We start from the raw sequence: 12,859 nt of genomic DNA, 5'->3' as shown, positions 1-12,859 counted from the left end.
AAAAATGGAGGAAATATGGAAGACTGTCAGGAATGGTCTGAGTGTGGTGCCGCGGTTTCGCCTTCGCCGGGTGGCGCTGCGCTTACCCGGCCAACGGTTGGAGGATCTTGTTGGCCGGGTAAGGCGAAGCCGCCACCCGGCACAACTCCATTAGCTAAACACCACCTGCGCCCAGCGCGCCAGCCCTGCTGTAACGGAGCCAAAGTCATCGCCGCCGGCAATCGGGATCCCCGGCAGCTGTTGCGCCAGCGCTTTCTTGATCAGCGGCGAACGGGCGCTACCGCCGGTCAGGTAAATCACGTCCGGCTTCACTTTGCCATTCTCAAGCGCCAGCTGCACCTGCTCCAGAATACGCTGAAGCGGCTGAGTCAGCGCCATTTCCAGCCCTTCCTGGGTGATAGCCGTAGCCAGATCGTCACTGATAAACGGCAGCGAAACCGCATGCTCAGGACGATCGGAAAGGGCGATTTTGCTCTCTTCGGCGGTGCGCACCACGCGGTAGCTCAGGCGCTGACGCCACACCTTATACAGCAGCGCGACCTTCTCTGCATCCTGTGCATCACGCACCAGATCGTTGAGGAAACGGCCATTCGCGGTGCTGTAAAAATCACTCTGGGCAGGGACGTCGTTGATGGCAATCGCGTTCCACCACGGCAGGATCGGCAGGGCGATGCCTTTCTCGGTTTGACCGCCCATGCCGAGCAGCGGCATCAGGCTCTTGAATGCCAGGGCAATATCCAGATCGTTACCGCCCACTCGGCAGCCGCTGTGCCCCAGCAGACTATTTTCACGATCGCGACGGTGATGCCACTTCGGACCCATCAGCAGTAATGAGCAGTCCGTCGTTCCGCCGCCGATGTCCACTACCAGCACCCGTTGTTCTTCCGTCAGCGTGGCTTCAAAATCCAGTCCCGCTGCAACCGGCTCATACTGGAATACCACGTCACGGAAGCCAGCCCGGTGCGCTGCACGCTCAAGGATCCCCTGCGCCTGCTGGTTGGCTTCGTCGCCGCCCAGCCCCTGGAAGTTGATCGGACGGCCAATTACCGCCTGGGTGATGGCATCCGGCACCTGGGACTGCGCCTGATTGCGGATGTGCAGCATCATCGCGCAGACCAGATCTTCAAACATCGCCACTTGCTGTGGCTTCAGGCCGCTGGCGCCGAGGAAGGATTTCGGCGATTTAACGAAGTAGACCTCTTCCGGATCTTCAATGTACTGCCCGAGGGAAGAGAGGCCGAACTGCACGCTGGAAGGGGTAACGTCGATATTTTCCTCGCGGTTAAAGCTGACCGCACGGCGCAGCAGCGCCTGGGTTTCCGCTGCGGTAGCAGGAACCTGATGATGGCGGAACAGCCACTCGCTCACCGCTTCACGCGTCGGCGCACAGAGCATTGACGGCAACAGCGTACTGCCGTTTTCCATTTTCAGGAGCTGCGGTTGTCCGTTTTGCATTATCGCAACCGAGCAGTTTGCGGTGCCGTAGTCGAATCCAATAAACACAATAAATCCCCATGCCGGTGAGAAGGGGCGAGACTTTAGCGAAATGTCTGCCAGGCGACAACAGGAATATGAAAGCAAGGCGCAACGCGATCTTTCGGTTTATGCTGAGGTAAATACAAAAGGAGAGACAATGTACACCCTGAACTGGCAACCGCCTTACGACTGGTCGTGGATGTTTGGCTTTCTTGCCGCGCGTGCGGTCACGGGGGTTGAGACCGTTACGAAGGATTACTACGAGCGCAGTTTTGGCTATGCCGGGCACCAGGGCGTTTTCCGGGTTACGCCAGACAGCGCAACCCATACGCTTGCGGTGTCGCTTAGCCCTGGCCTGATCCCGGTGGCGGATATCTGCCTGGACCGCATCGCCCGCCTTTTTGACCTCGATTGCGACCCGCAGCACATTGCACAGACCCTCGGCGATCTCGGCGCGGCGCGGCCGGGGTTACGTTTGCCCGGCGCAATGGATGCTTACGAGCAGGGCGTGCGCGCCATTCTTGGACAACTGGTAAGCGTGGCGATGGCGGCTAAACTGGCGTCACGGGTGGTGGCGCTGTGCGGTGAACCCATCCAGGACGCGCCGGGCTACCTCTGCTTTCCTCCGCCAGAGGTACTGGCCGCGGTGGATCCGCTGGCGTTGAAAGCACTCGGGATGCCGCTCAAGCGTGCGGAGTCGTTGATTCATCTGGCGCAGTCGGTGGTGGACGGTGAATTCCCGCTGTTCCCGCCCGCGAACGTTGAGGACGGGATGAAGGCGCTACAGCAGCGCCCCGGCATCGGGCGCTGGACCGCGAATTATCTGGCCCTGCGCGGCTGGCAGGCGAAGGATGTTTTCCTGCCGGATGATTATCTGATCAAACAGCGCTTTGCCGGTATGACGCCCGCGCAGATCCGTCGCTACGCCGAGCGCTGGCAGCCGTGGCGCTCGTATGCGCTGTTACATATTTGGTACACCGACGGCTGGTCGCCATCAGTTGATGGCGAAATAGCTGGTATTCAGCAGTAGATCGAGCGGCTGCGCTTCCCCAATGGTGTCGCCGTAGATAAAGTCAACGCCGATGCCCGACAGCGTATTCATCATGATCGACTGATGGCATGGCCCGGCAATGGTTTTTATGCCCAGACGCTGGGCATGGCCCTGAATGATGGTCACCATCATCTCGTCCATCAGATTGCCGTGGACGTTGGTCACCACGTCTGCATCCAGCAGCAGATAATCAGCGGTGTTGGCGCTGAGCTGGCTGAAGACGTTCATATCGCGTCCAACCCGCGTCAGCACCACGCGACAGCCAGCCTGACGAAGCTTTTGCAGACCCTGCTGCACGTTTTCATCCGTATTGCTCAGCACATCAGCGGCGATCGCCAGATGCAGCAGCCGCGCCGGCAGCGGACCTTTGGTAATGAGGTCGAGCAGCTCATCCACCAGCGTGACGCTGGCTAAACCCGCTTCTGAGAGCGGCAGCGCGACGCCCATTCCTTTGGCCGCCACCTGTGCGGCATAGGTACGGAAGAATTCGCTGAAGATACGTCGGTCCAGGGCGTGCAGCAGCTCCGGCTCCGCCAGCCCGGCGCGGAAGGCATGCTCTTCCAGCACTTCCCCCTGGCTGGTCCACAGCCGCAAGGAAATCAGCCAGAAGCTACTGCTCTCGGGAATGCGCGGCGAGGCGACGCTGCGGGCGATCATCAGCAGATGGTTATCTTTAATCATGTGCCACTGCTCATCCAGCGACATCATGCTGCGCGTGCTGTGGATCCGCTCCTGCTGGGGTTCGTAGACGGTGACTACACCGCGCCCGCTGTTTTTCGAGGCGTAGCAGGCGATATCGGCCTGAGACATCACTTCCGCAGCCTGATAATTGGTGTCGTCAATCAGCGTAATCCCCGCACTAGCACCAATGCGGTGCAGGCGTCCTTCCCAGGAAAAATGATAGTTGTTGATGGCGTCGATCAACCGGCCCGCAATGTAGCGTGCGCTTTCGACGTTGCAGTCCGGCAGCAGCAGGCCAAACTCGTCGCCGCCCAGACGCGCCAGCACGTCGCTGGAGCGCAGCATGGTCAGCATCAGCGAAGAGAGTTCGCGCAGGAGCGCGTCGCCCGCCGCGTGGCCTGCCGTATCGTTCACCGCCTTAAAACGGTCAAGATCGATAAAGACCAGCGCGTGATGCTGATGGGTCTCCTGTATTGTCTGCAACAGACGCTTCAGATGGTTTTCAAAGCTGACTCGGTTCGCCAGGTGGGTTAGGGCGTCATGTGAGGCGCTGTAACTCAGCTGGCGCAGCATTTTGCGCGACTCGGTCACGTCCTGAATCACCAGCACCGAGCCGATGGTGTTACCTTCCAGAGTGCTGAGGGGGGTAATGCTGTAATGAATGTCGAAACTGCCGCCATTGCGGCAGTTAAGCACCACGTCCTGTTCGATATCGGTACGGGACATATCGCCGCTGTGGATGTTTTCCATTAACGGACCGTTCTCGCCAAAGGTAATGTGCAGCACCTTCAGAACGGGCTGACCCAGCGCTTCGCTTTGCGACCAGCCGCTCATCTTCTCGGCGACCGGGTTCATAAAGGTGATGTTCATGTCGATATCGGTGCACAGCACCGCTTCGCCGATGGAGTCGAGGGTGATATGCAGGCGCTCTTTTTCCTGGAACAGCGCCTCGTTCAGCTGCTTCACCTCGGTCATATCCATGTTGATCCCTAACAGCCGCTCCACTTCGCCCTGTTTGTTCAGTACCCGGTTCGCCAGCGAACGAATGTGGCGGATGCCATCCTTGACGCGAATGCGAAATTCCAGCTTGAAAGGCACCCTGGCCTGAAGGGATTCTCGCAGCACCTGTTCGGCGTGGGGGCGATCTTCAGGCACCATGGCCGCATGCCAGAGCTGCCAGGTGGGTTTAATGTGCGGGGGGATCTCGTACAGCTCAAACATCCGCTTATCCCAGCTGATCACGTCCGGCTCGAGATCCCACTCCCATATCCCGATGCCACCGGCTTCGTTCGCGAGGGTGATACGCTCCATCAGACGCTTATTGACCCACTCGGTCTGTTTCAGGTCGTTGATATCTTCAATCTGGGCAATAAAGTAGAGCGGGGTGCCGTCGGCATGGCGCACAACGGAGACGGCCAGCAGCGCCCACACCACCTCTCCGCTGCGAGTGTAGTAGCGTTTTTCGAGGCTGTAGCTATTGATCTCCCCGTTAATCAGCTGTCCCAACTGCTCCAGGTCGGTATTTAAATCTTCTGGCCAGGTTAACTGCTGAAACGTGAGCGACTGGAGTTCAGACTGGCTGTAACCGAGGAAATTGCACAGCGCCTTGTTGGCCTGGAGCCACTGGCCCTCAATGCCCACCAGCGCCATACCAATCGCGGAATATTCCATCGCATTACGAAAACGTTCTTCGCTTTCCGTAATATGTTTACGCTCGGCCCGGAAGGCATACATCACCATCGTCATAATATTGGCGGGGAGCAGCATCATCAGGAAGGGGAGCCACGGCGCGTTGAAGGTGACGATCATGGAGGAGGGCGTCATGGAGAGCGGATTTCGCGCCATCATCAGGGACACCATCATGATGGTGAATAAAAATATCAGGAACGCTTCCATACGCGGCAGACGAACCGCGCTCCACATCAGCAGAACGATGATGCAGGTGAATGGCCACGGCAGCCAGGTGATTGCCGTCCAGCAAAGAACCAGCGTAACGACCAGGGTCACCAGCGTTTCCAGCAGCAGTTTCGGATTGCGGTGGCGCAGCAGGTAATGCGGTTTAAACAGCAGACCTAAAGGCACCAGCGCCAGCGCGCCAATGGCCTCTGAAAGTACCCAGACAAGGAAATTACGCAGCGGCTCCGCGCTCGGCACCAGAAAATGAACCAGAACGCCCCCCACCAGCGGCGGCACAAGGGCACTGCCGAGGGCAAGCCGGACCCAGTCGTTGAGGTTTTGCAGCGGATTATACCAGGGGAGCAGTTTACGCAGTAACAGCGCGCCAACCGTGGCCTCAATGATATTAATCGCCGTGTAGGTGATGTTGAGCGATTCCCATGAGAAGAGCATCCACGAGGCAAAGATATTGCCAAAAGAGCAGGCGAGGGCAATGCCGGGCCACATTTTTCCCGCGTGGCGGTAAAACGCTACCATCATTATTGAAGTCGGGAACCACAATGGCGCCAGCAGCGTACCGAAGCGAGTCAGTTCGAGGGAAAATAAGGTGAAGATGAACGTGACCAGACCCAGACAGACAAGCCGCAGTAAAGGATGTGGGGTAGTATCCAAAACCCGCTGGTATTGTTTATTCATTACCGCTCTATCCAGGGACGCCATGTTGTCAGGAGCCAGGTCCGGACGCGTGAAATTAATAATTTGGTTTATGCTAGTACAAACATTTTACAATTCATATGCCGAGTGCTCAGATTTTGACTTCATAGACTTATAAAATAGTTACTCTGCGAAGAATGGTGATGAAATGGTGAAAATCCGCGCGTAAAAATTTCGCTAAAGGCGTGAAACGTCGCTTTTCAGCCCGCCTCGCATAACCTGCGCATTCGACTGGTATCACGCCCCCGAAATCCCTATAATTGCCGCGTTTGACGCTCCGGCGTCGTCCTTCCTTACATCCAGGTTAATCAGGTCGCTAAATTTATGACTGATAAGTCTCATCAGTGCGTCATCATAGGCATCGCCGGCGCATCGGCTTCAGGTAAAAGTCTTATTGCCAGTACCCTTTATCGCGAACTGCGTGAACAAGTGGGTGATGAGCATATCGGTGTTATTCCCGAAGATAGCTATTACAAAGATCAATCCCATCTTTCGATGGAAGAGCGCGTAAAAACCAACTACGACCACCCCAGTGCGATGGATCACAGCCTGCTGTTCCAGCATCTGGAAGCGCTAAAGCGCGGCGAGGCAATTGAGCTGCCCGTCTACAGCTACGTGGAACATACTCGCACCCAGGAAACGATCCGTATCGAGCCCAAGAAGGTGATTATCCTTGAAGGGATTTTGCTGCTCACCGACGCCCGTCTGCGCGAATCAATGAACTTCTCGATTTTCGTCGACACTCCTCTGGATATCTGCCTGATGCGGCGTATCAAACGCGACGTTAATGAACGCGGCCGCTCCATGGACTCGGTGATGGCGCAATATCAGAAAACCGTTCGCCCGATGTTCCTGCAATTTATTGAGCCTTCGAAACAATACGCCGATATTATCGTGCCTCGTGGCGGTAAAAACCGTATTGCCATTGATATCTTAAAAGCGAAAATCAGTCAGTTTTTTGAATAAGCCGTGTGAATTGTGTACCGTTCAGAGATAACCTGGTTTTGCCCTGACGCCGTAAGGCTTCAGGGCGCGATGCACGAAAGGAGAAAGTGCCATGCGTCTTTGTGACCGCGATATAGAAGCCTGGCTGGATGAAGGCCGCCTGTCTATCACCCCGCGTCCGCCGGTTGAGCGTATTAACGGCGTGACCGTCGATGTGCGTCTGGGGAATAAATTCCGCACCTTCAGCGGCCACACGGCACCGTTTATCGACCTCAGCGGGCCGAAAGACGAAGTCAGCGCGGCGCTGGATCGCGTCATGAGCGACGAAATCGTCATCGACGAAGGAGAGGCGTTTTATCTCCATCCTGGCGAACTGGCGCTGGCGGTGACCTTTGAATCGGTCACGCTGCCTGCGGATCTGGTCGGCTGGCTTGACGGACGCTCTTCCCTGGCGCGTCTGGGCCTGATGGTGCACGTCACCGCGCACCGTATCGATCCGGGCTGGTCGGGCCGTATCGTGCTGGAGTTCTTTAACGCCGGTAAACTGCCGCTGGCGCTTCGTCCGGGAATGATGATTGGTGCGTTGAGCTTCGAACCGCTGACCGGCCCGGCAGACCGTCCTTATAACCGCCGTCAGGACGCAAAATATCGCGACCAGCAGGGTGCGGTTGCCAGTCGTATCGATAAAGACTGATCTGTGAGTTCACTGAGGAAGCCATGAGAAGAGTTCTGACAACGCTGATGATTTTGCTGGTGGTGCTGGTGGCTGGCCTTTCAGCGTTGGTGCTGCTGGTTAACCCGAATGACTTCCGGGCCTACATGGTGCGGCAGGTGGAAGCGCGCAGCGGGTATGAACTCAAGCTGGACGGGCCCCTGCGCTGGCACGTTTGGCCGCAGCTCAGCATTCTCTCCGGACGTATGTCGCTCACCGCGCCGGGCGCCGCGCAGCCGCTGGTGACGGCGGATAACATGCGTCTTGATGTTGCGCTCATCCCGCTCTTATCCCATCAGCTCCAGGTTGAACAGGTGATGCTGAAAGGGGCGGTGATTCAGCTTACGCCGCAAACCGAAGCCGTTCGTCAGGCGGATGCGCCGGTCGCACCGCGTGAAAACACCTTGCCTGACGTCCCCTCTGATACCGGCTGGTCGTTCGATATTGGTAATCTGAAAGTTGCTGACAGCGTGCTGGTTTTCCAGCATGAGGATGACGAACAGATCACCGTACGCAATATCAATCTCAGGATGGAGCAGGACGCCAATCATCACGCCACCATGGAGTTCTCCGGGCGGATCAACCGCAATCAGCGCGATCTCAACCTGTCGATGAACGCAAACGTGAACGCTTCTGACTATCCGCACCAGCTGACGGCGGACGTTCAGCAGCTCAACTGGCAGCTGACCGGCGCGGATTTACCCGCGAAGGGGATTGCCGGCCAGGGCACGATGCAGGCGGTGTGGCATGAAGAGCGCAAACAGCTCGAACTGAACGCGCTCAACCTTCAGGCCAACGACAGTTCCCTGAAGGGGCAGGCGAGCGTCACGCTTGATGAGAAACCTAAGTGGGTGCTGGATCTGCAATTCGACAAGCTGAATCTCGAGAACCTGCTTCCGCTCCAACCGGTGAACGCGACCGATGAGGGAGCCACGCAGGTAGGGCAAAGCCAGGCCACGCAGTCGCGTCCGGTGATCTCCTCAAATCTCGATCTGCCTGACTACAACGGCCTGCGCGGATTTACCGCCGACATTCTGCTGAAAGCGAACAGCGTGCGCTGGCGTGGAATTGATTTTACCGACGTCAGCAGCCAGATGTTCAACCACAACGGCCTGCTGGTCATCTCCGAGCTCAGCGGAAAAATGGGAGCAGGGAACCTCTCGCTGCCGGGCACGCTGGATGTACGCAAAGACGTTGCCAGCGCCGCGTTCCAGCCGCGTCTGGAAAACGTTGAAATTGGCACCATCCTGAAAGCCTTTAATTACCCAATTGCCCTCACGGGGCAGCTGTCGCTGGCAGGGGATTTCTCTGGCACGAAGATTGATGCGGATGCCTTCCGTCGTAGCTGGCAGGGGCAGGCGCACGTTGAGCTGAAAGATACGCGCATGGAAGGGCTGAACTTCCAGCAGCTGGTGCAGCAGGCGGTAGAGCGCAGCAGCAGCGTGAAAGCGAATGAAAACTACGACAGCGCAACCCGTCTCGACAGCTTTACCAGTGAGCTTGCCCTCGACAACGGTCAGCTCTCGCTTGACGACATGCAGGGCACTTCGTCACTGCTGGCGCTGACCGGAACCGGCGCGCTGGATCTGGTGAAAGAGACGGCAGACACCCGCTTCAACGTCCGCGTGAAGGCTGGCTGGGAAGGCGAAGGCCAGCTTGTAGAGTTCCTGAAAGAGACGCCGATACCGCTGCGCGTTTACGGAAAATGGCAGGCGCTGAATTACAGTTTGCAGGTCGATCAGATCCTGCGTAAGCACCTTCAGGATGAAGCGAAACGTCGGCTGAATGACTGGGCGGACCGCAATAAAGAGACTCAGTCAGGTAAGGACGTGAAAAAACTGCTCGATAAGCTGTGATGCCTGTTGTGCCGGGTGGCATGTACGGCCTGATGCCCTCACCCTGGCCCTCTCCGACGGGGAGAGGGAGCAAACACTAAAAACGGCAACGAGGTTGCCGTTTTGCTTTTTACCTACACCTCAAAATCCATCTCATCTTCACCGCGCAGCGGTATCAGCTGCACCTTCTGCACGCGATGGCTCTCTACCTGCAAGGTTTTGAGCATGTAATCCCCCACCTGAACCTCTTCCCCCGGCTGCGGAATACGTTGCAGATTTTCCATCAGCAAACCGGCGATGGTGTGATATTCGCGCTTCTCGTCCAGCGGAAGCGGAACGAACTGCACCAGATCTTCGAGCGGCATGTGGCCGTTGGCGGTCCAGCTGCCGTCGGCGTTTTTCTGAATATCGTGGCGCGCATCGATCTCATCCACCTCATTAGGCAGATTACCAGCGATGGTTTCCATCACGTCGCTGAGCGTCACCAGCCCTTCCACAGAACCAAACTCATCAACGACAAACGCGAAGTGGGTGCGCGCGTTGCGGAACTGCTCCAGCGCGGAGAGCAGCGGCAGCGCTTCCGGGAAGACCAGCGGCTGGCGCACCAGCGCGCGCAGGTTTAGCGGCTCGCCGTGAAGCTGCTGTTGCAGCAGGTCAATCACGTGTACCACGCCCAGCAGCTCTTCTTCCTCTTCACCGCCGGTCACGACCACGCGGGTGTGCTGGTTTTTATCCAGCAGGGCACGGATCTGCTCTTCCGGCGCCGTCAGGTCAATATGCTCAATGTCATGGCGGGAGGTCATGATACTGCTCACTGTGCGCTGGTTGAGGTTAAGCACGCGCTCTATCATCCGGCGTTCCTGCGGGTTGAAGATCTGCCCGTCGCTGTGGTCGGCAAGCATCGCCGCGGATTCAGCATCCAGCTCGGCATCCTCTTTTTTGCCGCTCAGCAGGCGCATCACCGTATCTGCGGTGCGCTGACGTAATGTCTGGTTCGCGGAGAGAAAACGGCGACGGTTGAAAATGGCCAGTTGGTTGAGAAATTCAATCAGCACCGAGAAACCAATGGCGGCGTACAGATACCCTTTCGGGATATGGAAGCCAAAACCATCCGCTACCAGGCTAAAGCCAATCATCAGCAGGAAGCTCAGACAGAGGATGACGATAGTCGGGTGACTGTTCACGAAGCGCGTCAGGGCTTTACTGGCGAGCACCATCAGGGTGATGGCGATGATCACGGCGGCCATCATCACCGCCAGATGGTCAACCATCCCGACGGCCGTGATCACGGAGTCGAGAGAAAAGACGGCATCCAGCACCACTATCTGTGCGACCACCGGCCAGAATTTAGCGCCGCGTCGCTGGGTGGGGTTTTCACTGTCTTTACCTTCCAGCCGCTCATTAAGCTCAACCGTGGCTTTGAACAGCAGGAACAATCCGCCGAAAAGCATGATCAGGTCGCGGGCGCTAAAGCTCAGACCCTGCACGCTGAATAAGGGTTTGGTCAGCGTCACCAGCCACGAGATTGAGGCCAGTAACAGCAGACGCATCACCATGGCGAGCAGAAGACCCGTCACGCGGGCGCGGTCGCGTTGTGAAGGGGGTAATTTATCGGCAAGGATGGCGATAAACACCAGGTTATCAATGCCGAGCACTAATTCGATGACGACCAGCGTCACCAGCCCGGCCCAGATTGATGGATCGGCAATCCATTCCATAGTAAATGCAATACCTTCTGTTATATGACTAATGTCACACTTCGATCATGGATAAAGCCGACGGAAATTGCAATGCCGGGGTGAGATTTCTCTTAATGCTACACTCAGGTAAACCCCATTTGCCCGGCGGTGTAAATAAGTTAATTGCGAAGATTTAATTACAGAAGTCGTTATTTAGGAAATATCGCAATAAATGGTCCGGCGATCTATTTTGTCAATATAAAGAAAATCCGAAAACCTTAAAACTTTGCTCTTAATATTAATCTTAAAAACGAATATTAGGACGGTTGTCTCCTTGCCTGCTATTAGGTTAGCTGCAACAATTCTTCCAGCATCAAATGTTAAAACTCCTTGTTGCTATTTTTGTTTCGGTCTTTGGTGAAGGTTATACATTATCAATCGCCCCTGTGAGGCGTTTGATATATTTCGCAAAAGGCCTTATCCAAGAGGGTGTCCAACCATAACGCATTGTTTAGTCAGTGGATTGGTAACTGAAAGCCAAGGGCGGTAGCGTGCCTGAAAGCGTGTGAATCAGCCTCAATTATTCTGTCAATAGCCAATGGATGAATAAGCTTTTTTTAGGACTGATGCCAGTTATATTGCTAAATGATTAACTGCATTCTGATTGTCACCACGACCCGCGCTTATTTTAATTGCACAGGATAATTACTCTGCCAAAGTGATAAATAATCAATGATGAAATCCAAAATGAAATTGATGCCATTATTGGTGTCTGTGACCTTGATGAGTGGTTGCACGGTCTTTCCCGGCAGCAATATGTCGACAATGGGCAAGGATGTGATTAAACAGCAGGATGCTGATTTTGATCTCGACAAAATGGTGAATGTGTATCCATTAACCCCACGTCTGGTGGAACAATTACGCCCACGTCCAAATGTTGCTCAGCCAAATATGTCTCTGGACCAGGAAATTGCCTCTTACCAGTATCGCGTGGGTCCGGGTGACGTCATTAACGTGACCGTCTGGGATCACCCGGAGCTGACCACGCCTGCGGGCCAGTACCGTAGCTCAAGCGACACCGGTAACTGGGTACAGTCCGATGGCACCATGTTCTATCCCTACATTGGCAAAGTGCACGTCGCGGGTAAAACGCTTGCTGAGATCCGTAGTGATATTACCGGCCGCCTGGCGCAGTACATTGCTGACCCGCAGGTGGACGTTAATATCGCCGCGTTCCGATCCCAGAAAGCCTATATCTCTGGCCAGGTCAATAAATCCGGCCAGCAGGCCATCACTAACGTCCCGCTCACCGTTCTCGATGCGATCAATGCCGCAGGCGGCTTAACCGACGGCGCTGACTGGCGCAACGTGGTGCTAACCCACAACGGCAAAGAGCAGCGCATTTCGCTTCAGGCGCTGATGCAAAACGGTGACCTGACCCAGAACCGCCTCCTCAATCCGGGCGACATTCTGTACGTGCCGCGCAATGACGATCTGAAAGTGTTCGTGATGGGTGAAGTGAAGAAACAGAGCACCCTCAAGATGGACTTCAGCGGTATGACCCTGACCGAAGCGCTGGGCAATGCGGAAGGCATCGATCTGACTGCCTCCAACGCCAGCGGTATCTTCGTGATCCGTCCTATCAAAGGCGAGAACGCGAAGGGCAAGATTGCCAACATCTACCAGCTGGATATGTCCGACGCGACGTCCCTGGTCATGGCAACGTCGTTCCGTCTCCAGCCGTACGATGTGGTCTATGTCACCACCGCGCCGGTTGCCCGCTGGAACCGTCTGATCAACCAGTTGCTGCCTACCATCAGTGGCGTTCGCTACATGACGGATACGGCGAGCGACGTTCATAACTGGTAAG

The 12,859-nt window shown here is 56.1% G+C and carries 8 protein-coding genes; 5 read left to right on the top strand and 3 right to left on the bottom strand.

Annotated features, from left to right (window positions below; translation table 11 throughout):
- Positions 1–150: 150 nt before the first annotated feature.
- Positions 151–1,503, bottom strand: a complete 1,353-nt coding sequence (gene yegD / locus DD597_RS07580) for a molecular chaperone (protein ID WP_129256068.1) — start codon at positions 1,501–1,503, stop codon at positions 151–153.
- 130 nt (positions 1,504–1,633) lie between these two features.
- Between yegD and alkA the strand changes: the two genes are divergently transcribed.
- Positions 1,634–2,506, top strand: coding sequence for a DNA-3-methyladenine glycosylase 2 (alkA, locus tag DD597_RS07575; protein WP_047055230.1), 873 nt, complete (start codon positions 1,634–1,636; stop codon positions 2,504–2,506).
- On the opposite strand, the gene DD597_RS07570 is transcribed toward alkA, so the two are convergent.
- The gene (locus DD597_RS07570) at positions 2,471–5,800 is read right to left on the bottom strand and encodes a diguanylate cyclase (RefSeq protein WP_129256067.1); all 3,330 of its coding nucleotides are present in this window, start codon (positions 5,798–5,800) and stop codon (positions 2,471–2,473) included. The two genes, alkA and DD597_RS07570, sit on opposite strands and share 36 nt — an antisense overlap.
- Before the next feature lie 342 nt (positions 5,801–6,142).
- Here DD597_RS07570 and udk point away from each other — a divergent pair, with 342 nt between their 5' ends.
- The 3 genes from udk (at position 6,143) to asmA (ending at position 9,331) form a co-directional block, all read left to right on the top strand.
- A complete protein-coding gene (udk, locus tag DD597_RS07565) occupies positions 6,143–6,784 on the top strand; it encodes a uridine kinase (RefSeq protein WP_000130320.1) in 642 nt (213 codons plus the stop codon).
- A 91-nt stretch (positions 6,785–6,875) separates the two neighbouring features.
- Positions 6,876–7,457: a dCTP deaminase gene (gene dcd / locus DD597_RS07560; protein ID WP_013097886.1), complete on the top strand. Its 582-nt coding sequence runs from the start codon at positions 6,876–6,878 to the stop codon at positions 7,455–7,457.
- 23 nt (positions 7,458–7,480) lie between these two features.
- A complete protein-coding gene (gene asmA / locus DD597_RS07555; RefSeq protein ID WP_032659393.1) occupies positions 7,481–9,331 on the top strand; it encodes an outer membrane assembly protein AsmA in 1,851 nt (616 codons plus the stop codon).
- Between the two features lie 113 nt (positions 9,332–9,444).
- Here the strand turns inward: asmA and DD597_RS07550 are convergent, their stop codons facing one another.
- Positions 9,445–11,028: a TerC family protein gene (locus DD597_RS07550; RefSeq protein ID WP_023314474.1), complete on the bottom strand. Its 1,584-nt coding sequence runs from the start codon at positions 11,026–11,028 to the stop codon at positions 9,445–9,447.
- Positions 11,029–11,721: 693 nt separating this feature from the next.
- On the opposite strand from DD597_RS07550, the gene DD597_RS07545 reads away from it, so the two are divergent.
- Positions 11,722–12,858: a polysaccharide export protein gene (locus DD597_RS07545; RefSeq protein ID WP_129256066.1), complete on the top strand. Its 1,137-nt coding sequence runs from the start codon at positions 11,722–11,724 to the stop codon at positions 12,856–12,858.
- The last annotated feature ends 1 nt before the right edge of the window (position 12,859 follow it).

The organism is Enterobacter cloacae complex sp. 677-3DZ2D5B, from assembly GCF_004136695.1.
In the GTDB taxonomy this organism is placed as follows: domain Bacteria; phylum Pseudomonadota; class Gammaproteobacteria; order Enterobacterales; family Enterobacteriaceae; genus Enterobacter; species Enterobacter hormaechei_C.
This window is presented reverse-complemented; position numbering and strand designations above follow the sequence as displayed.

Bases quoted from the DNA above. Each gene is read 5' to 3' on its own strand.
- alkA (WP_047055230.1), top strand. From the start codon at position 1,634: ATGTACACCCTGAACTGGCAACCGCCTTACGACTGGTCGTGGATGTTT.
- DD597_RS07570 (WP_129256067.1), bottom strand. From the start codon at position 5,800: ATGAATAAACAATACCAGCGGGTTTTGGATACTACCCCACATCCTTTA.
- udk (WP_000130320.1), top strand. From the start codon at position 6,143: ATGACTGATAAGTCTCATCAGTGCGTCATCATAGGCATCGCCGGCGCA.
- dcd (WP_013097886.1), top strand. From the start codon at position 6,876: ATGCGTCTTTGTGACCGCGATATAGAAGCCTGGCTGGATGAAGGCCGC.
- asmA (WP_032659393.1), top strand. From the start codon at position 7,481: ATGAGAAGAGTTCTGACAACGCTGATGATTTTGCTGGTGGTGCTGGTG.
- DD597_RS07550 (WP_023314474.1), bottom strand. From the start codon at position 11,028: ATGGAATGGATTGCCGATCCATCAATCTGGGCCGGGCTGGTGACGCTG.
- DD597_RS07545 (WP_129256066.1), top strand. From the start codon at position 11,722: ATGATGAAATCCAAAATGAAATTGATGCCATTATTGGTGTCTGTGACC.